Origin of the sequence: Simiduia curdlanivorans, assembly GCF_030409605.1 — a bacterium.
GTDB lineage: Bacteria > Pseudomonadota > Gammaproteobacteria > Pseudomonadales > Cellvibrionaceae > Simiduia > Simiduia curdlanivorans.
Map to the genome: position 1 here is coordinate 451,016 of NZ_JAUFQG010000004.1, position 20,351 is coordinate 471,366.

At 54.1% G+C, this 20,351-nt stretch carries 21 protein-coding genes; 9 read left to right on the forward strand and 12 right to left on the reverse strand.

The window, feature by feature from the left end; genetic code table 11:
* Positions 1-4 precede the first annotated feature (4 nt).
* On the forward strand, positions 5-2,059 hold the full coding sequence (locus QWY82_RS02190; protein WP_290259507.1) for an ATP-binding protein: 2,055 nt from the start codon (positions 5-7) through the stop codon (positions 2,057-2,059).
* Here QWY82_RS02190 and QWY82_RS02195 read toward each other — a convergent pair.
* Positions 2,054-3,700, reverse strand: coding sequence for an AMP-binding protein (locus QWY82_RS02195; RefSeq protein WP_290259508.1), 1,647 nt, complete (start codon positions 3,698-3,700; stop codon positions 2,054-2,056). The genes QWY82_RS02190 and QWY82_RS02195 overlap by 6 nt on opposite strands.
* Positions 3,701-3,891: 191 nt before the next feature.
* Between QWY82_RS02195 and QWY82_RS02200 the strand changes: the two genes are divergently transcribed.
* From QWY82_RS02200 to QWY82_RS02220, 5 genes are all read left to right on the forward strand, one after another.
* Positions 3,892-4,674, forward strand: coding sequence for a UDP-2,3-diacylglucosamine diphosphatase (locus QWY82_RS02200; RefSeq protein WP_290259509.1), 783 nt, complete (start codon positions 3,892-3,894; stop codon positions 4,672-4,674).
* 159 nt (positions 4,675-4,833) lie between these two features.
* The gene (gene purE, locus QWY82_RS02205) at positions 4,834-5,328 is read left to right on the forward strand and encodes a 5-(carboxyamino)imidazole ribonucleotide mutase (RefSeq protein WP_290259510.1); all 495 of its coding nucleotides are present in this window, start codon (positions 4,834-4,836) and stop codon (positions 5,326-5,328) included.
* The gene (locus QWY82_RS02210) at positions 5,328-6,419 is read left to right on the forward strand and encodes a 5-(carboxyamino)imidazole ribonucleotide synthase (RefSeq protein WP_290259512.1); all 1,092 of its coding nucleotides are present in this window, start codon (positions 5,328-5,330) and stop codon (positions 6,417-6,419) included. Before purE ends, QWY82_RS02210 begins: the two co-directional genes overlap by 1 nt.
* 103 nt (positions 6,420-6,522) lie before the next feature.
* Positions 6,523-6,963, forward strand: coding sequence for a thermonuclease family protein (locus tag QWY82_RS02215; protein ID WP_290259513.1), 441 nt, complete (start codon positions 6,523-6,525; stop codon positions 6,961-6,963).
* Between the two features lie 75 nt (positions 6,964-7,038).
* Positions 7,039-7,512 carry an EVE domain-containing protein gene (locus QWY82_RS02220; RefSeq protein WP_290259514.1) on the forward strand — a complete coding sequence of 158 codons (474 nt, stop codon included), beginning with the start codon at positions 7,039-7,041 and terminating at the stop codon, positions 7,510-7,512.
* Between the two features lie 26 nt (positions 7,513-7,538).
* Here QWY82_RS02220 and QWY82_RS02225 read toward each other — a convergent pair whose 3' ends face one another.
* Positions 7,539-7,886: an Hpt domain-containing protein gene (locus QWY82_RS02225; RefSeq protein ID WP_290259515.1), complete on the reverse strand. Its 348-nt coding sequence runs from the start codon at positions 7,884-7,886 to the stop codon at positions 7,539-7,541.
* Between the two features lie 192 nt (positions 7,887-8,078).
* Between QWY82_RS02225 and QWY82_RS02230 the strand changes: the two genes are divergently transcribed.
* Positions 8,079-9,293 (forward strand): EAL domain-containing response regulator, encoded by a 1,215-nt coding sequence (locus tag QWY82_RS02230; RefSeq protein WP_290259517.1) that lies wholly within the window; start codon positions 8,079-8,081, stop codon positions 9,291-9,293.
* A gap of 58 nt (positions 9,294-9,351) precedes the next feature.
* On the opposite strand, the gene QWY82_RS02235 is transcribed toward QWY82_RS02230, so the two are convergent.
* From QWY82_RS02235 to bioB, 10 genes are all read right to left on the reverse strand, one after another.
* Positions 9,352-9,531: a DUF3094 family protein gene (locus QWY82_RS02235; RefSeq protein ID WP_290259518.1), complete on the reverse strand. Its 180-nt coding sequence runs from the start codon at positions 9,529-9,531 to the stop codon at positions 9,352-9,354.
* Positions 9,532-9,702: 171 nt separating this feature from the next.
* The gene (locus QWY82_RS02240) at positions 9,703-11,493 is read right to left on the reverse strand and encodes an acyl-CoA dehydrogenase C-terminal domain-containing protein (protein WP_290259519.1); all 1,791 of its coding nucleotides are present in this window, start codon (positions 11,491-11,493) and stop codon (positions 9,703-9,705) included.
* Between the two features lie 151 nt (positions 11,494-11,644).
* On the reverse strand, positions 11,645-12,478 hold the full coding sequence (locus QWY82_RS02245; RefSeq protein WP_290259520.1) for a putative metalloprotease CJM1_0395 family protein: 834 nt from the start codon (positions 12,476-12,478) through the stop codon (positions 11,645-11,647).
* 11 nt (positions 12,479-12,489) lie between these two features.
* Entirely contained in the window at positions 12,490-12,804 is a 315-nt protein-coding gene (locus QWY82_RS02250; RefSeq protein ID WP_290259521.1) for a hypothetical protein, read from the reverse strand.
* Positions 12,805-13,054: 250 nt separating this feature from the next.
* Positions 13,055-13,738 carry a dethiobiotin synthase gene (gene bioD / locus QWY82_RS02255; RefSeq protein ID WP_290259522.1) on the reverse strand — a complete coding sequence of 228 codons (684 nt, stop codon included), beginning with the start codon at positions 13,736-13,738 and terminating at the stop codon, positions 13,055-13,057.
* 28 nt (positions 13,739-13,766) lie between these two features.
* Entirely contained in the window at positions 13,767-14,189 is a 423-nt protein-coding gene (locus QWY82_RS02260; protein WP_290259523.1) for an arsenate reductase ArsC, read from the reverse strand.
* Between the two features lie 78 nt (positions 14,190-14,267).
* Positions 14,268-15,062: a malonyl-ACP O-methyltransferase BioC gene (bioC, locus tag QWY82_RS02265; RefSeq protein ID WP_290259524.1), complete on the reverse strand. Its 795-nt coding sequence runs from the start codon at positions 15,060-15,062 to the stop codon at positions 14,268-14,270.
* The gene (locus QWY82_RS02270; RefSeq protein ID WP_290259525.1) at positions 15,052-15,849 is read right to left on the reverse strand and encodes an alpha/beta fold hydrolase; all 798 of its coding nucleotides are present in this window, start codon (positions 15,847-15,849) and stop codon (positions 15,052-15,054) included. Before QWY82_RS02270 ends, bioC begins: the two co-directional genes overlap by 11 nt.
* 4 nt (positions 15,850-15,853) lie before the next feature.
* Complete coding sequence (gene bioF, locus QWY82_RS02275) at positions 15,854-17,026, reverse strand: 8-amino-7-oxononanoate synthase (protein WP_290259526.1); 1,173 nt, start codon at positions 17,024-17,026, stop codon at positions 15,854-15,856.
* Between the two features lie 11 nt (positions 17,027-17,037).
* Positions 17,038-18,096 (reverse strand): biotin synthase BioB, encoded by a 1,059-nt coding sequence (bioB, locus tag QWY82_RS02280; RefSeq protein WP_290259527.1) that lies wholly within the window; start codon positions 18,094-18,096, stop codon positions 17,038-17,040.
* A gap of 120 nt (positions 18,097-18,216) precedes the next feature.
* Between bioB and QWY82_RS02285 the strand changes: the two genes are divergently transcribed.
* Together QWY82_RS02285 and QWY82_RS02290 are read left to right on the forward strand one after the other, a co-directional pair.
* Positions 18,217-18,933 (forward strand): ComF family protein, encoded by a 717-nt coding sequence (locus QWY82_RS02285; protein WP_290259528.1) that lies wholly within the window; start codon positions 18,217-18,219, stop codon positions 18,931-18,933.
* Positions 18,934-19,142: 209 nt separating this feature from the next.
* Positions 19,143-20,270, forward strand: coding sequence for a beta-ketoacyl-ACP synthase III (locus QWY82_RS02290; protein WP_290259529.1), 1,128 nt, complete (start codon positions 19,143-19,145; stop codon positions 20,268-20,270).
* The last annotated feature ends 81 nt before the right edge of the window (positions 20,271-20,351 follow it).

Sequence of the window (20,351 nt, forward strand, 5' to 3'; positions counted from 1 at the left end):
ACGTATGAGCAAAAGCCCAGCAAATCTAATCGCCAACTTAAAGGATTTCTTGCCCGGTTATATCTACCGCTGCAGGGCCGACGCCGATTTTACCTTATTGGAAAGCAATGGTCAGATCGAAGCCGTTACCGGCTATCAGGCCACAGACTTTCTCGACGGCACCTGTAGTTTTATTAGCATCATCCACCCAGACGATCTGATCTTGGTCAACCAGCGCATCAAACAAGCCCTCGCCGACCACACCAACTTTCAAATTGAATACCGCATTATCGACAAATTCGGCCAGGTTCGATGGGTGTGGGAGACCGGCTGCACACTCGGCAATGGCGAGATTTACGGCTTTATTAGCGATCAGCTACCCGGCTTGGGGCGTCAGCACCGGCTCAATGACGCGCAGCGTCGAGTGGTGGCCGTGGCCAGCTCGGGTGCCGTTTCCGCGGGCGACGAAAAAGCCGTGGCCGAGGCTATTTGCCAACACTGTACCCAGTGGCTAGGCGTTGAGCGCACCAGTGTCTGGCTGTTCGACGACAGCCAAACCCGGCTTGACCTAGTGACCTTACACCTCAAATCCAGCAACCAATATTGCACCGGTCCATCGCTCAAACGCGAACAATACCCCGCCTACTTCGACGCCCTAATCACCGGCCGCGCTATCGATGCCAGCGACGCGGCAACCGACCCAAGAACGTCGGAGTTCGCCCAGGGGTATCTGGATGTATTAGGTATAGATGCCATGCTCGATGCTGCGATTCGCAACGGCGACCAGATCATCGGTGTGGTCTGCTGCGAAGCCGTGGGCGAGCACCGACAGTGGAGCCTCGACGATATTAATTTTGTCGCCGAATTGGCCGATCAGTTCTCTCAAACCCTGAGCAATAAAGAGCGTTTAAAAGCCCGCTATCTCGCCATTAAGGCGCAGGCCGCGAACGATGCCAAAAGCCGCTTTCTCGCTACCATCAGCCACGAAATTCGCACCCCGCTCAACGGTGTACTCGGCATGGCTGAGCTGCTGATCGACTCGCCGCTAAACGCAGAGCAGCAAGACATTGTTGCAACACTACAAAGCTCTGGACAGCTACTTTTATCGGTGATCAACGATGTGTTGGATTACTCAAAAATTGAAGCGGGAAAATTTGAGATAGTGTCCTCGCCGGTCGATTTAAAACGCTTGCTACGACAAATGACGTCACTGTTTCAGTACGCAGCCCAACAAAAAAATCTGGACTTAATCGTTGAAATTGAAACCGAGCTACCGCCGCTGTTGCTAGATGCGAGCCGGCTACAGCAGGTCATCGCCAACCTGCTTAGCAACGCCATAAAATTCTCTCAGCGCGGCAAAATTGCGCTGCGCCAATCCGCTAGCGACAACACGCTGATGGTCGACGTGATAGACCAAGGCTGCGGTATTAGCGACGATCTCAAGGCGCGGCTGTTTCAACCCTTCGAACAGGAAATTCGCGACCATCAACAGGAAAAAACTCAGGGCACAGGCCTCGGGCTCGCCATATCCAAGCGTATTGTCGAAGCCATGGGTGGCAACATTTTGGTGACCAGCAGCCTCGGAGCCGGCTCTACCTTCCACATCCAACTGCCGCTCACGCCAGCACCGACAATTGCGCCTAGCACCCACGCGACTGCTCCCATAATTGCACTGGAAAAACCTCTAAACGCACTCTGCGTTTGGGTGGCGGAAGACAATTTAGTGAATCAACGGGTTATCGAAGGTCTGCTCAAACGGCTAGGCATTGAACCCGCAGTTTTTGCCAACGGGCAGCTACTGCTAGATGCCTTGGCGCAAGCGGAGGCACTACCGGATATTATTCTGATGGATTGTGAAATGCCGGTACTGGATGGCTTGAGCGCCACCCGGCAAATTAAAAGCAATGCCAACTGGATTGGCATTCCAATTATCGCACTCACCGCACACGCACTTACCGACTATCGCGATAAAACCAGAGCCGCCGGCATGGACGGCTATTTAACCAAACCCATTCAGCCCGAAACGCTCAAGTCGGCGCTGGAAACGACGCGCGCAGCAGTAAGCAGGCAAGGTTTATAACAGCGAATCTTCAAACTGCACCGCCCGATCGGCCATTTTATCGAGCAGATAAACAAAGCGCTCCTCGATAACGCCGCGTTTAATTTTTAAGGTTGGCGTCAACAAACCATTCTCGATAGTCCAAGGCTCTTGCATCACTATAAAGCCGGCCAATTTTTCATGGGATTCCAGCTCGGCATTAAATTCAGCTAAAGATTGTTCGAGCGAATGTGCCAGTTCCTCTCTAGGCGCGGCACGCCCCGCGTCGGTCAACACCACCAAGGCAACCGGTGCCGGACGGCCAACCCCCATCACGCAAGATTGCTCGACCCAGTGATTGCGTGCAATTAAGTTTTCAATGGGCGCTGGCGCCACATATTTTCCCTTTGCGGTTTTAAATTGCTCCTTCAAACGGCCGACAATTTTGTAGGCGCCATCAGCCGTTTGCGTGCCGCGATCGCCGGTTTTAAACCAGCCGTCAACGAAGGACTCCGCCGTTGCCTCTGGGTTGTTGTAGTACTGGGTAAACACCGCCTCGCCGCGAATTTGCACCTCGTCGTTTTCGCCCAAACGCATCTCCACACAAGCCACCGGCACGCCAATGGTGCCGATGCGTTTTTCGCTATAGGGCAAATTAGAGCAAGACATACCCGCCGTTTCGGTCATGCCCCAGCCCTCGGCAATGGGCATGCCTAAGCGCGCGTACCAGTGCAACATATCCGGCGCAATAGGCGCGGAGCCAGAACCAAATACCCGACACTTATCTAAGCCTAAACCGGCGCGAACTTTTCTCGCCACCAACTTACCGAGCAAAGGAATGCGCAATAAGCGCTGTAATTTTTGATCTGGCATCTTGGCTAAAATGCCGACCTGAAACTTGGTCCACAGACGGGGCACAGAGATGAAAAACGTCGGCCGCGCATGCTTTACATCGTCGACAAAGGTTGCCAAAGACTCGACGAAAAAAATTTCCACGCCGGAGTAGAGTGACATCAATTCGAGCACACAGCGCTCGGTGATATGCGCCAGCGGTAGATAAGACATGCAGCGATCGGTCACCTGCCACGTCACTTGCGCTGCCGAGGTATAGCTCGACGAGGCCACATTGCGGCAGGTTAACACCACACCTTTGGGGCGGCCGGTCGAGCCAGAGGTGTAAACCAAGGTAAAAATGTCATCGGGCTGCTGGGTCGGCAACTGGCCGAGCGGCTCATAGGTGTCCAACCAAGTTTGCCAGTGCGCAGTGGCATCGGCCGTTGGATAGGGAAAAGCAATGCGCAAAACCGACGCAGGTATAGCGTTATTGGCTGGCATACAATCGTCTAGCTTACCTAAAAAAACCGCGCGAGCAGCGCTGTGCTCTAACACATAGGCAATGGTGTCTTCGCCCGCCGTAGAATAAATAGGCACGCTCACCATACCGGCCATCATGATGGCGAGGTCGGCAACAAACCACTCGGCAGAATTTTTCGCAAGAATGGCTACTTTATCGCCGGGCTGAAACTGACTGATCAGTCCTGCGGCAATTCTGCGCGCCTGGCTATCCACATCCGCCCAAGTCCACTGCGTCCACTGGCGCTCGATCGGCTGGTTCAAATAGATTCTGTTGGGGTGCTCGGCAACCCGGGCCGTGAATTGCGCTAGCGGTAAGAGATATTCCATAAGCTCGCCTGACAGTGATTATTTTTATTTATGCATCGCCAAATGTGCCATAGATAGCCGATAAAACAAACCAACAAACGATTGCCTGCGCCACAAGGGCGCTAAAAATTTCATCTTTTTGCCACAAAAGTGCGACACAACGGTCATTTTTGTCGCACACCATACAGCTCATCCACTGTGGAAAATTAAAGATGACTAAGCAGTTTCGCACGTTATTTTTATCCGACATTCACTTGGGCTCTCGACACTGTAACGCAAGGTTATTACTCGAGACCCTTAGCAAGGTCAAAGCCGACACGATTTACTTGCTCGGCGACATTGTCGACCTTTGGGAGCTCAAGAAAAACCACCACTGGCACAGCACCCACACCGCTGTGCTTAATCACTTTAAAAACCTCGCCCAACAAGGGGTTCGCATCGTCTACGTGCCAGGCAATCACGACGCACCTTTGCGCCAGCACTGTGGAGTTTTCCCACCCGGCATAGAAATATGCCGAGAGACCGAGCACCGCACCAAGCGCAACCAGCGGCTACTGTTAATACACGGCGATTGTTTCGATAACGCCTTGTACTGCGCACCTTGGCTCTACTGGCTCGGCGATCGAGCCTACGACCTGCTGCTTTACATCAATCGCCACTACGCGCGCCTGAGCTTTTGGCGCGGCAAGCCTTATCGATCGCTCGCGGGATTCGTCAAACAGCGCTTTCACAAAAGCCAACAACTGCTGCAAACCTATCGCCAACTGGCACTACAACACGCCCAAGACCGAGGCTTCGACGGCATTGTCTGCGGCCACATTCACCACCCGGAACTCTTTCACCAAGCCAAGCACAGCTACGCTAACTGCGGCGACTGGATAGAGAGCTACACCCTGCTGGCGGAAGACCAAGCGGGCAATCTGCACCTGCTCGACGCCAGTCAGCTTAACCAAGCCGACGAGCGCGCCGACGAGGCCTTGGCGCAAGTTGCCTAAGCCGGAAGCCTAGCGGCAAGTTAACAGGTAAGGGCGGGGTAAATTGCTGATCAAAAAAACGGCAATACCGCCGTAAATGTCGTGCCTTTCGCAAAACTCATAGGTACAATGCGTCCCTTTTTCTCGACCACTCTACGTGAACAGAACTGGGGAGTAAGTATGAAGCCGCTCATTGGTATTATTATGGGTTCCACCTCCGATTGGGACACCATGAGCCACGCCGCTGACACCTTGACCAAATTGGGCATTCCCCATGAAGTCGAAGTAGTGTCTGCCCACCGCACCCCAGACAAGCTATTTGCCTATGCCGAAGCCGCCGAAGCGCGCGGCCTAGAAGCCATTATCGCCGGCGCCGGCGGCGCTGCACATTTGCCCGGCATGGTGGCCGCCAAAACACCACTACCGGTGCTCGGCGTTCCGGTGCAATCAAAAGCGCTCAATGGCATGGACTCTCTGCTCTCTATTGTGCAAATGCCCGCTGGCATTCCGGTCGGTACCTTGGCCATTGGCCGAGCTGGTGCCACCAATGCCGCGCTCCTGGCCGCTGCCATGCTCGGCAACAAGTACCCCGAATACCGGAAAGCCGTGGTTGCCTTCCGCCAGGCGCAAACCGACACAGTATTAGCAAAAGCGGACCCTCGGGAGCACAACTGATGAAGATTGGCGTTTTAGGTGGCGGACAACTGGCGCGCATGATCGCACTTGCAGGCGTGCCTCTGGGCTATTCCTTCGTGGTGCTCGATCCCTCTAGCGACGCCTGCGCCACCGAAGCCGCCGACTTGATTCAAGGTGCCTATGACGACACAGCCGCGCTGGATAAGCTAGCAGCCGTGGCGGATGTGATCACCTACGAATTTGAAAACGTGCCGCAAGCCAGCGCCCGCTACCTAGCCACGAAACGCCCGGTTTACCCCGCCGCCGATGTGCTTCATGTGGCGCAAGATCGGCTCAACGAAAAAACCTTGTTTACCCAGCTCGGCATCCAAACACCACCCTATGCGGCCGTAAACTCGCTCATCGAACTGCAGGACGCGGTTAACAGCATCGGCCTACCCGCGGTATTAAAGACGCGCACTCAAGGCTACGACGGCAAGGGCCAGGCAGTGATTAAAACCCAGGCCGAAATGGCTAACGCCTGGGCCAGCATTGGCGAGGTACCGGCTATCCTCGAAGGGTTTATCGCCTTCGATCGAGAGATTTCTATGATCGCTGTGCGCAATACAGCGGGGGAGATTCGCTATTACCCTGTGTCAGAAAATCAACATGCCGACGGCATCTTGCGCGTCGCAAGGGCTAAACCCGGCGATGCCATTACACCTATCGCGCAGCGTTACACGCACAAGCTGCTAGAACACCTAGATTACGTGGGCGTTATCGCAGTGGAATATTTCCAGCGCGGAGAGCAGCTGCTGGCCAACGAATTCGCACCGAGGGTACACAACTCCGGCCACTGGACCATCGAAGGCGCCGAGTGCAGCCAGTTCGAAAACCACGTGCGCGCCGTTGCCAACCAGCCACTGGGCAACACCGCCGCGCTTGGCCACGCCGCCATGGTCAACCTGATTGGCGACCTACCCAGCCAAGCCGAAGTGATGACAATTGCCGATACCCACCCCCATTTTTACGGCAAAGCACCAAGACCTGGGCGCAAAGTTGCACACGTGGGGATTAGATCACAATCAGCGCAGGCACTTGAGGCTACAATCGCGCAGGTGAATAAACTTAAAGGCGCAACAGGCGCTTAAAGCCCACCCACACAACCCACCTTGATAGCGATGGCACTCACCATCGCTAGCCGCTTAAATATACTTCAACTTCCGCAGGGACGCATTCAACCAAGAGAGTGACATGCGCGTCTTTTTGTTCGTTTTATTTGTTCTATTTCTATGCGTTAGCCTAGGTGCGAACGCCAAAACTCGGCAATATGGCAATGCCAGCGTCAGCGAAATTGTCAGTATTTACGATGGCGACACCTTCACGGTAAACATTGACGAGTGGCCCTCGATTGTCGGCCAGCGCATTAGTGTTCGCATTGCCGGCATCGACACACCAGAAATGCGCGGCCGCTGCGAAGAGGAAAAAACCAAGGCGCGGCAAGCCAAGCAATTTACCGTTGCTGCGCTACGCAACGCCAGCCGCATCGAGCTCAAAAACCTGCAACGGGATAAATATTTTCGCCTGTTGTCAGATGTTTATATAGACGGCGAAAATTTAGCGCAACAACTATTAAACCAAGGCTTTGCTGTACCTTACAGCGGCTACACGAAAATTAATTGGTGCAATTACTAAAATCTAGCCACGGTTAATAACAGCGACTAGTGTTAACAGAGCAACCGGTGTTCAACAAAAACAGGCAAACCTAAATTGAACTATTGGCTTTTCAAAACCGAACCCGACGACATCAGCCTGGACGATATAAAAGCGGCTAAGACAAAAGGCCTGCGCTGGGACGGGATTCGCAATTTTCAGGCGCGAAATTTCTTGCGCGATCAACTCGCCGTCGGCGACGGTGTGTTTATCTATCACAGCCAATGCAAAACCGTGGGCATTGTTGGCACGGCAGAAGTCACGCGCGCGGCCTATGCCGACCCGGCGCAATTCGATAAAGACAGCAAGTATTTTGACGCCAAGGCGACAACTGACGTGCCACGCTGGTTTTGCGTTGACATTCGCTACACAGGAACACTTAAAAAGCCGTTACTCTTAAGCCAGCTAAAAGCCGACCCGAGATTGAGCGATATGGTTTTAATCAAACAAGGTCGACTGTCGATACAACCGGTAACACAGCAAGAGTGGCGCTATCTTCACACCTTAGCGCAAACTGAAACCGAGTCCTAGGCACACAAGTTTAGATGCGCTCGTGTTTAGGCACGCTCCAGAGCCGCAACAAAATCTGCCACCCGGCGTATTTCGGGCTCCAACCTGGGTAGCAGCTGATCGATGATAGCTTGCTGACCATTGCGGCCGGCGGACTCCAAGCCAGCGCAGATATCCGCGAGGGGATGAGCGCCAATTGTGCGCGCCGAAGATTTCAATTTGTGCGCCACAGCGCCAATGGCGACGGGGTCTTGCGCCGCCTGAAACTCTTGCAGGTAGGTGATGGTCACGGCACAAAACTCATCCAAGATTCCCAGCCTGAGCTCCAAATCATCGCCGAATAAGGCCTCTAAAACCGCCATATCCAAGGGCAATTTGCCGTTCGCTTGAGTCATTTGTAAGCCACCCTCACCAGATTTCGCACCATGAATATGAGCACTGCCAGCTCACCGTCTGCACACCCGCAAGCCCCATCAGCCGGCCAAGAGTAACACGAATATTGCCATTGTTTGCTCGGCAATTTGGCACTCCAAGGATTTACCGTCCATACTCCTTTGACCCCCGCGCCCTAGGTATTAGCAGGTTTTATGACCGTCGAAGAGCTGAAACAACTCACCTGCCTTATTGTCGATGACGATAGCTTTATGCTCAGCACGCTTTCGCTCGTGCTGAAGCAATTTGGCCTTAAGCAGGTATTCCAAGCCGACAACGCCCAAGATGCGCTCAAGCTGATCGCCAACCGCAACAACCACATCGACATCGTGGTTAGCGACCTGAACATGCCGGAAATGGATGGCATTCAACTGCTCAGGCACCTAGGCGCACTCGGCGTAAACCTAGGCGTTATTCTAGTCAGCGGCGAAGACCCTCGGCTGCTGGAGTCAGTGCAAAATCTCGGCAAACAATACCAGCTCAGGGTACTGGGCAGCATTTCGAAACCGGTAAAAAAAGATTTGCTCTTACAATACCTACTCGACTTTAGGCGCGAGGTAAAACCATCGCCTCAAGGCCCCGCAACTATGGTGTTTGCCGACGAGCTGCAAGCGGCCATCATCAGCGAACTGATAGAAGTTTGGTACCAACCGCAAATTGATGTCGCCACCTTTCAACTGGTCGGCATAGAGGCCCTAGCGCGCTGGCAGCACCCAGAAAAAGGCTTCATACCGCCCAATATTTTCATTGGCATTGCCGAGAAATACGGCATGATTCAGCAACTTACCGATAGCGTACTGAAACAGAGCATCAAGCAGATTAGCGAATGGAATAAAATGGGTTTTGACATTTCCCTGTCGGTGAACTTTTCCGCGTCTGGGCTTTGCCATTTAGACATACCTGAAGTGCTACACAGCACCTTGCGCAACTCCGGCCTCAGACCAGATCACCTCACCATCGAAGTCACAGAAAGCGCGCTACCAAAAGACACTAGCGCCACCCTCGACATTCTAACTCGCCTGAGATTGAAGGGCTTCGGCCTATCTATCGATGACTTTGGCACGGGCTTTTCGTCCCTCGAACAGCTGCGCCTGATACCCTTTACCGAACTCAAAATTGACCGCTCCTTTGTGCACCACGCCTCCGACAACAAAGCCAGCCAAGCGATTTTAGAATCGAGTATTTCCCTCGCCAAGCGGCTCGCTATTCACTGCGTTGCCGAAGGTGTTGAAACCCAGGAAGATTGGGATTTAGTGGCGAGTTTGGGTTGCGATATTGTGCAGGGCTATTTTATTGCCAAACCCATGCCTGCCGCCGAGTTTGTGCCTTGGGTAAGGCAATACAGCAAAAAACACCGCGCTAAAAGCTAAGGAACCTCTGAATAACTCTGGTACCGCTCTGCGTGACCTGTAGCTATTCAGAGGTTCCCTAAACCGCACCTTGCTGCCAGGCGAGGTAAAAACTGATCACACTGAGCACCGTTAAAGTCAGCAAAATAATGCCCAACAATAGCCAGGGCCGAAAAGGCGCTCGCTCGGTATCGTTGTAGCCAGAGTGAATAACCGAATCAACTTTAGCCTGATCGTCAGGGGAAAGACGGGATGTCATGGCCTATTAAACCTGTGTAGAAATTAAACTCAGTCTAAATTGCCAGAATAACGCAGCAATTACTAGCCACAATACCCGCGCTCTGCTTGAACTTGCTTTTGTAAACGCCGACCGCGCCAATATCAAGGCAAAAAAAGGGGGCTTTCGCCCCCGTCAAATTCACAGTTGGAATTAAAACTGATCGGCTTTCAAGGCCATCATGCTGTCGCCACCCGCCAAAACTTGCTCAGTTAAGGCGCGAGTTTGGGGCAGTAAACGCTGGAAAAAGAAGCGCGCGGTGGTGATTTTGGCGCTGTAAAAATCCGCATCGGCACCGCTTGTTTTCGCACCGGCAACCGCCACCATGCGCGCCCACATATAGGCGTAACTGACAAAGCCAAATAAATGCAAATAATCCACCGCCGCCGCACCCACAGCCACTTTGTCGCCGCCCTTGGCACGGGCAATAACCGCGTCGGTGACCTGCTGTAAATTGGCCACTTGATCGCTCAAGGCCATGGCGAATTCACCCACGGCACCGTCTTTATGCTGGACAATAAAGGCTTCAATTTCGGCAATATATTCGCGCACAAACTCGCCGCCATTCATCACTGTTTTGCGACCCATCAAGTCCATGGCCTGAATGCCATTAGTACCTTCGTAAATTTGGGTAATGCGGATGTCGCGCACTAATTGCTCTTGACCCCACTCGCGAATAAAACCGTGGCCACCAAACACCTGCTGGCCGTGAATGGCAGACTCCAAACTCTTGTCAGTAATAAAGGCTTTCACCACCGGCGTCAGCAGCGCGACCATATTGCCGGCCTTGGTTTTTTGCGCTTCGTCGTCGCTGTACTTACTGATGTCTAACCACATGGCGGCATAGGTGGAAAAGGCGCGACCGGCTTCGTTCAGCGCGCGCTGAATCATCAGCATGCGACGCACATCTGGGTGCACAATAATCGGGTCGGCGGCTTTTTCCGGTTGCTGCGCACCGGAAGGTGAACGGCTTTGCAATCGGTCTTTGGCGTAGGCCACGGCATTTTGGTAGGACGCTTCACTGGCGCCCAAACCTTGGATGCCCACGCCAACCCGCTCGTAATTCATCATGGTAAACATGCAAGCGAGGCCTTGGTTTAATTCGCCCACCAACCAGCCTTTGGCGCCGTCGAAATTCATCACACAAGTCGCCGAGGCTTTAATACCCATTTTCTTTTCGATGGAACCACAGCTAACGTGATTTGCCTCGGCCAATGAACCGTCGTCATTGACCAATATTTTTGGCACCAAAAATAGCGAAATGCCCTTTGGCCCCGCGGGCGCATCGGGTAATTTAGCCAACACCAAGTGAATGATATTTTCGGCCATATCGTGCTCGCCCCAAGTGATAAAGATCTTGGTGCCAGTGACATTGTATGAGCCGTCATCATTGGGCTCGGCCTTAGTGCGAATGATGCCTAAATCGGTACCGGCATGGGGCTCGGTTAAATCCATGGCGCCAGCCCAAGTACCGGCATACATATTTGGCAGGTACTTTTCTTTCAGCGCTTGGCTGGCATGGTAATCAATAGATACACAGGCACCGGCATTCAGCATCGGCGACAGACCGAAGGACATGCACGCGCCCTGAATCATTTCCTCGAATTGTGCGACTAACATTTTGGGCATACCCATGCCGCCAAATTCGGGGTTGCCGCCCAAGCCAAACCAACCGCCGTCCGACAGCAGCTGGTACATTTCTTTAAAACCGTGCGGTGTGGTCACCTGACCATCGACCCACTCACAGCCTTGCTCATCGGCCTCGCGGTTTAACGGCGCTAAGCTGGCGCTGGCAATCTTCCCCGCCTCTTCGAGAATGGCGTCGGCTGTCTCAGCATCTACGGTTTCCGCCAAGCGCGGCATGGATGCCCACAGCTCGCTCACGTTAAATACTTCATTGAGGACAAAACGCATATCGCGCAATGGGGCCTGAAACTCTGCCATCGTCATTCTCCAAGTGATAGTTAGCTTGCTCACTCAAGCCTAGCTCCAAACGGGGAGCAGGCCAAACCACAAACTATGTTTAAAACAAACGTTTGAACGATACTTGGGGCGCAACCAACAGTCAAGGGGAAGGAAAATCTAAATAGGGGAATTAAACGGTTTGATCGAGCAACTCGCCCGGGCTGCGCGTTGCTGGTTGCACGCCAATCTTAATAAGCTTTTGATTGAGGTCGACATTGCGCTGACGCTCATTTTCACGCTGGGCCAAGACTGCCTGACGCTCTTCCCGCTCGGCCTTTGCCGCCTCGCGCTGTTCGGCTTCCGCGGCGCGCTGCTCCTGACTCTCAGCTCTCGCCTGCTCTTCTAAGCGCTGACTATCCAATTCTTGGGAGCGAATATCAGCTCGCGCCTGCTCGGCCATGCGCGCCGCTTTAGCGGCAATTAAACGATCTTGAGAAGATGGATCTGCCGGTGCCAGTGCCGCCGCTTGAATCTGTTCGGCTTTGCGCAAGGTTGCCCGCGGGTCGCCAGACACAGACGCCAAGTTCACCGAAACCTCGCCTGAAACAGCATAAGCCACACCATCTGGGCCGCGCACAAAGTTCAATTGCGGCGCACCGGTATGCTGACCACCCACCGCCGCGTGGGCGCGCTCATGGGCGCGCACCTCTCTATCCCGCGCGGCTAGCTGCTCTATTTGGCGCTGCTCAGACTGCTCTTTGTTTTGCTCGTAATGGCTCTGCTCTTCCGCCATATCGCCACTGGTCGCGCGCGCGCCCGAACTCTGGCGCTCTTGCTTGCCCAACACTTGGTCGCGATGGGTATCGTCTTCACCGGTGCGATTTTCCGAGCGCGCCGTTTCAGCACTCTCCTCAACGGCCTTAAAGCTAGACTCTTTGCTATCTTGCCCCTCTTCACCCACGGGCTGGCGCCCGAAGGGGTTAAAGGGTGAAATCATATTGGCAAAGCTGGGTGGTATATTCATGGCGACGACCCTCAGGCCTTCACATCCAACAAGCTGCCTAGGGTTTCATCGGCGGTTTTCACGATTTGCGCAGACGCGTTGAATAACTGCTCTTGCCGACGTAAATTAATCAACGGCTCAACCACATCTTGGGATGATTCCACTTTCTGATCACTCGGCTGCGCTTGTCCCGCCTGGGTTGGGTCAGCGGGATTGGCCTGACTTGTCGGCTCGATGTTTAAGCGCGCGATATCATTGGCCGAGCGCTGAATCTCCTGCTGGCTCTTCTGTAAACCCTGTAGCCCCTGATTTAACAAGGAGGTCGATGAACTGCTATTCACTTGCATGGGTTACCTCGCTTTCCAGTACTGCCTTGAAAATGGGTGTGCGCAACGAACTTTCATCTACTAACGACTTAACTGCTATCTATTAACTATTAAGCATTAACCATCAAACACGCACTAAGACACACTTACGCACAATTCTACCAAACCATTGATCAATAAACAGACAATAAGCGGCAGTATCCTGCCACCTTTAATACTATTTTGGCGCTGAAAGTGAGTATTTAATAACCAGATGAACTAGCAAAGACCGCTACAACCCCAGCGATGCTAGATCAAACAACCCAGCCACCTGCTCGGGATCAGGCCTCGATAAGTGTGGCACAACAGCCAACAGAGGCGCGGGTAAGCGCTGTTGCAAGCTGGCCAGGTTTTCCTCAAACACCGCCATGTCAGCTTGAACCGTATTGGCCACCCAGCCCGCCACCGCTAAACCATCGCGCACGATGGCCTCAAAGGTTAATAGGGCATGATTGATACAACCCAACTTCATGCCTACCACCAATATCACCGGCTGATTTAATTCCCGCGCCAAATCGGCAAGGGTTTCAACGCCATTAAGCGGCACGCGCCAACCGCCGGCGCCCTCGATAAGAGTAAGATCGGCGCGTTCGTAGATAACACCGCGACAGAGGCCAAGCAGACGATTAACCCGCAACTCTCGGCCCGCTTGCGCCGCGGCAATATGCGGCGCAATGGCCGGCACTAGTGCGACAGGATTCACCTGCTCATAGGCTAAGGGCTTGGTGCATTGCGCCAACAGGGCGAGCGCATCTTCGTTGCGTAAGCCCTGCGAGGTCTCTTCACAGCCAGCGGCAACGGGCTTAACCGCCGCGGTCGACAAGCCGGCGCGCTTGGCCGCGGCGAGCAAACCACAGGCGATTAAGGTTTTGCCGGCGTCGGTATCGGTTCCGGTGACAAAAAAAGTTTTCGACATAAATTGCTATCCTATTTTTGTTCGATGGCTATTCACACAGCTGGCACCACTGGCGCACCCGATGTTTAATTTGATCGCGAATAGTGCGCGTAGCGGCAAGGCGATCAACAGCGATACCGGCAAGTGCGGAAGGATCGGCAAATGACCAATGCAAGCGCTGCACACCGGCAGAAAATTGTGGGCAGCGCTCGGCACTGGCCTCATCGCACACTGTTATCGCGACATCTGGTTCACCAAAGGCGAGCAAATGATCCGCGACGCTGCGGCATGGCTGCTGACTAATATCTACTCCCTCCTCAGCCATAACGCTGACGACCAAAGGATTTAATTTTCCCGGCTCGATACCGGCGCTAAAGGCGCGCAAGTAATGAGCGCCAAAATACTTGGCGTAGGCCTCGGCCATCTGGCTGCGCGCGCTGTTATGAATACAAACAAAAAGTACGGTTTTCATTGAAGCTTCCTCGATAAGCGCTAGAGCTAGCGTTTAGCCTTGGAGCGACAACCCATCGAGTTGTTACAAGGGCGCGATCTAACCGGGCTTATGTAACAGCAGCCAATAAATTTCATAGGTGGCAGGCAGGCCATCTGGCTGACGATACAATTCATAGCTGGCGCGCAATTTTTTTAATTTTTCTCGCCCCGTTAAGCCGGGCGCACGGGCGCGATTAACGTTGTGCGCACCAATCGCTTTTAGCTCGTGGGTGAGCTCGCGCAAAGCATCATAGCGCATGATTTTTTCAGCACTGATCCAACACCGTTCCCGCAGGCCCGCTTGCGCCGCCGCGGCGCGGACCTTGTCGCCGTGAATAAATTGATTGACGTGGGTGAAGCCATCCACGCGCTGCCAGCTATCGCGTAATTCAAACAAGGTATTAGGCCCCAAAGTTGCTAGGGCGATCAGGCCGCCGGGGTATAAGGTGCGATGTATCTCGGCAAAAAAGGCCGGTAAGTCTTCACTCCACTGCAGCGCCAAGCTTGAAAAAAATAGATTGATGCTAGCATCGGCGAAGGGTAAGCACTCCATGTCGGCGCCCACCCAAGTGAGCGACTTTTCGTGCCGAGCGCGCGCGTAGTGCAACATGCCTTGCGCCAAATCCAACCCACACACCAACGCTTGCGGATAAGCTAGCTGTAATTTTTCGGAAAAAAAGCCAGTGCCCGAACCGATATCCACCACCGTTTGCGGCGCCACATTGGACGGCAGCAAATTAAAAAGTTCAGTGCCAATATCTCGCTGCAATTGCGCCGCTGAATCATAGCTTGGTGCCGCACGGCTAAAGGACTCCGCCACCGCCAACTTACTGCGCTGAACCTTAACAGTCATGGAGAAAGCTCTTTAGCGCTTTAGCAACCCATGCCGGTTGAATCAATAAATGGCCGTGACTCGCCTGCGTTAAACGCGCACACCTTAGGGTCGATTTATCGGCCAGCGCCTGCGCCATTGCGATGGGCACTAGGGCATCTTGGTCAGATAGCAGCAGCAAAACCGGGCGGTCGAATTCCGCTTGGGTATGATCGAGCAGCTGGAGCGACTGCAGCGCGAAATACCAATTCAACCTTAGCTGCGAGTCAAAGCGCGACAAAGCGCCCGGCAACAATTTTCGCAATGTCAGCGCCTCGGCATCACCGGCCGCGACCAAGCGTGAAAAAGTGTTCAAGGTTTTATCCGGTGCCGACAAAAAACTTTGTAAGAATTCAGAAAAATGTTCCGCCGGCATGGCCGAAGGCCAAGCCGCATTGGCGCAAAATTGCAGATTTGTTGCGACGCACATTGCCGCTTTAACGCTAGGGTGGCGCTGCAGTAACCGCATGGCTAACTGCCCACCGAGCGACCAGCCGAGCAAGTACACAGGGCCATTATTCGCTGCGGCCTCCACTTGCCAGTCCAGCAGCAATAAGGTTTGCGCCAGCCAAGCCTCGGCAGAGTCGACATTCAAGCGCGCCGAGGCACCGAAGCCCGGCAAGTCCAGCAGCCACACATTGTATTCACGGTGTAAATAGGGCACCAGTGGCAGCCAGCAGCGATGATCAAAACCCCAGCCGTGCAGCAGCAACAAGGTACCGCGCGCAGACTGAGTGGCAGCAATTTTTTTAACGAAGAGTTGGCTCACGGCGTCATTCAGCACAATCAGTTTTACGAACAAGCTGCGACAAGGCATCGAGCAAGCGATCGACCTGCGCCTCGGTATGCGCCGCACTTAACGTTACGCGCAAACGGGCGCTGCCCGCGGCCACAGTGGGTGGACGAATGGCCGTAACTAAGATGCCTTGAGCCGCCAGTTGCGACGACCAAGCCAAGGCTGTTTCCGCATCGCCAACCATTATCGGTTGAATGGGCGTGGATGATGCCATGAGCGGCAAGCCCAACTGCTCGACGCCTGCGCGAAAGCGCTGAATTAATGCGCGCAATTTTTCCCGCCGCCAATGTTCCGTTTGCAAAAGCTGCAAGCTCACGCGCGAGGCCGCGGCAACCGCCGGCGGCAGTGCCGTGGTGTAAATATAAGTGCGGGCTAATTGAATTAAGGTTTCGATTAAGGCATCGCTGCCAGCGATAAAAGCCCCGAAAGTGCCGAAGGATTTTCCCAGCGTGCCCATGAGCACGGGCAATTGATCTTGGTTTAAATTAAAATGTTCGGCGACACCGCCGCCGTTTTTGCCTAAAACGCCAAAGCCATGGGCATCGTCCACCATCAACCAGGCTCGATGTTGATCACAGATGCGCGCCAATTCATGCACCGGCGCGAGATCGCCGTCCATGCTGAACACGCCATCCACCACCACCAACTTTTTCTGCGCCTCAGCCGCGGCTAGTTTGCGCTCTAATTGAGCCACATCGTTGTGCAGAAAGCGTTGAAATTTTGCCCCCGAAGACAGACCGCCGTCGAGTAGCGAAGCGTGATTTAATTTATCTTCAAAAATACTGTCGCCGGCACCCACCAGTGCATTAATTACGCCTAGATTGGCCATAAAACCTGTGGAAAACAACAAGGTCCGATCGCGCCCGGTAAAAGCGGCCAGCTCTTGCTCAAGCGCATGATGTTCACGGGAGTGACCACAGACCAGATGCGACGCGCCGCTGCCGACGCCATAGTGTTTAGCGGCCGCTACAAACGCCTCAACCACCTGCGGGTGATTGGCTAAGCCCAAATAATCATTGGAACAAAAGGCCAAAAAATTTTGCCCATCGATGGTCACTTCCGGCGCCTGCGCGCTTTGCAATTCGCGCCGGCTACGGTACAAATGTTGCGCGCGGCGCTGGCTCAGCTGCTCATCCAACCATTGCTTCATGGCGAATAAATTTACTTGGCGGCGTCGTAGAAAAACTGATCGTTGTGGTTGTCTTCCAAGGCTTTAAATACCGCCGCTTCCTGCTCGGCCTCATCTTGGTGAATTTCGTAAGACTCTTGATGAATACCCAAGCGCTTAAACAGCAAGCGATCTTTGCTCGCCTCTGGATTGGGCGTGGTGAGTAATTTTTCGCCGTAGAAAATCGAGTTAGCACCGGCCAAGTAAGCCATGGCTTGCATCTGCTCGTTCATTTCTTCTCGGCCAGCGGATAGGCGCACGTGGGACTTAGGCATTAAAATACGCGCCACTGCGATGGTGCGAATAAAGTCGAAGGGATCGAGATCGGCCTGCTCGGCCAGCGGCGTGCCTTGCACTTTCACCAGCATATTCACCGGCACCGACTCTGGGTGTTCGGCCATATTGGCCAACTGTATCAGCAAGCCGGCGCGATCTGACTCCTCTTCGCCCATACCGACAATGCCACCGCAGCAGACCTTCATGCCGGCCTTGCGCACATTGGCCAAGGTTTCCAAGCGGTCTTGGTAGGTGCGTGTGGTAATAATGTCGCCGTAAAATTCGGGCGAGGTATCTAAATTGTGGTTGTAGTAATCCAGCCCCGCCTCGGCCAAGCCCTTGGCTTGGTGTTCATCGAGCATGCCTAAGGTCATACAGGTTTCCAGGCCTAATTTTTTTACCCCTTTCACCATATCGGTCACGTAGGGCATATCTTTGCCCTTAGGCGAGCGCCAGGCCGCTCCCATGCAGAATCGCGTGGCGCCACTGGCCTTCGCCGCTTTCGCCTCTTCGATGACTTTCTCCACCTTCATCAGCTTTTCGCGCTCGAGGCCGGTGTCGTAGCGCGCCGACTGGGGGCAGTAGGCACAGTCTTCTGGACAGGCGCCGGTCTTGATAGAACAAAGTGTGCTGACCTGCACTTGGTTCGGATCGAAACAACTGCGGTGCACGGTTTGCGCTTGGTACATCAGGTCGGCGAAGGGTAGGTTAAATAAACCCAACACTTCTTCGCGGGTCCAATCGTGACGGATGGTGATATTGGCCTGAGCACTCATGATCTATTCTCTATGGTAAGTCGGCGATGGCGACCCTCAAGCGAGGGTTTGGACAAAGGGCGCATTTTCTCGCTCAGCTCATTTAGCTGTCAACCTAAAAATGGATTTTGGTTAACTAATATGAAAGGACGCTTCCAACCCCTGCGCTGGCTGACTCAGCTAAGCCATTATTTGCCCGGCCGCTGCCTGCTCTGCGATTGCCCCTTCGACGATGGCGCGGCGCTATTCTGTTCTGCCTGCTTAGACGACCTACCGGTGAATGATTGCGCTTGTTACCAATGCGCACTGCCACTGGCCACTCCCGGCTATTGCGCCGCCTGCCTAGATCAACCGCCAAGTTTCGACAAAACCGTGGCACCCTTTCGCTACCAGGCGCCGCTGGCAACACTCATTAACCGCTGGAAACACCAGGGCGATAGTCGGCCACTGAATACCCTGATCGATAGCCTAAGGAACCAGCTATTGCAGGAATACCAACAGACTGACTGGCCCGATCTTTTGCTGCCCGTGCCCCTGCCATGGCGGCGCCGACTGGTGCGCGGCTTCAATCAAACCGAGCAAATGAGCAAGCTGCTAAGCCGGCACTTAAACATTCCGAGCAATCATCAGCTGTTGCGCGCCAAGGGCGGCGAGCACAGTCAGCAGGGCCTGAATCGCAAGCAGCGGCTAGGCAATTTGGCCGGTCGCTTTACGCTGAGGGAAAAGGTGACAGCCGAGCACGTGGCGCTGGTCGACGACGTCATGACCACCGGCGCAACCGCGTCTTATTTAGCGAAATTACTGCAAGATGCCGGCGTAAAGCGGGTAGATGTCTGGCTGATCGCGCGCACACCTTGACTTAGCAGTCACCCTTGCAGCGGTAAAATTGACCAGAATACCAAGTATTTACGACCATTAAGGCCGGATGTTTCCAGCCCGCGGCTGGACGGCACCGGCTGCATCAGCGACAATTTTCAGTCTTGTCGATGTTGCAGGCGGCAGCCCCTGCGATTTCTTGCCAGTGACGGCAAACATCATTATTCAGCCCTTTTTGTACAGGCATCTATATGAGCAACCCCACCATTGTGATTAGCGGCAGCGGCCTTTGGACGCCCCCAAACAGCATCTCGAACGAGGAGTTAGTAACCGCTTACAACGGCTGGGCAGACCAATTCAACGCCCAGAATGCCACCGCTATCGAGGCCGGCGAGATTGCCGCCAAGCCTCATTCAAGCGCCGAGTTCATCGAAAAAGCCTCGGGTATCAAAAGCCGCTATGTCTACGCCAAAGAAGGCATCTGCGACATTAACCGCATGACACCAAGCATCCCCGCGCGCGCCGATGACGAGTTGAGCCATCAAGCTGAAATGGCCCTAGCGGCGGCGAAAGATGCACTCAAAGCGGCCAACAAAAAGCCTGAAGATATCGACGCCGTGATAGTGTCTTGCGCCTACACCCAGCGCTCTTACCCAGCCATAGCCATCGAAGTGCAAGCGGCGCTGGGCATTCAAGGTTTCGGTTTCGACATGTTAGTGGCCTGCTCTGCCGCCACCTTTGGCTTACATCGCGCCTACGACTCGGTCGCCTCTGGCTCGGCCCGCGCGGTGCTGGTGATCAACCCAGAGCTAACCTCGCCGCAACTCAACTTCACCGACCGCGACAGCCATTTTATTTTCGGCGACGTGGCCACCGCCATGGTGATCGAGCGCGCCGAGACCTGCACCAGCGAACACAGCTTCGAGATACTAAACATTAAAGCCGTGACCAGCTTTTCCAATAACATTCGCTCAAACTTTGGCTATACCGCACGCGCGCACGATACCGAGCCCTTCGGCGTAGACAATCTGTTCCACCAAGAGGGCCGCAAGGTTTTCAAAGAAGTTTGCCCAATGGCCGCCGACCACATCAGCAGTCAGCTGGAGGGCCTTGGCTTAACCAATAGCGATGTGCGCCGCTGGTGGCTGCATCAGGCCAATATCAACATGAATAACCTGATCGTGAAAAAATTGCTCGGCCGCGACGCCAGCGCCGACGAAGCCCCCATCGTGCTCGATCGCTATGCCAACACCGCATCGGCCGGCTCACTGATCGCCTTTAATTTGCACCACAAAGACCTCAAAGCGGGCGACACTGGCGTACTCTGCTCTTTTGGTGCAGGCTACTCCATTGGCAGCTTGGTGCTGCGTAAGCGCTAAGCCAAACTGAGTTGCAACTCAAACCGGGTGCATACAGAGGGAGCTAAGCTCCCTTTTTTGTTTTTGTTAATACACACCATT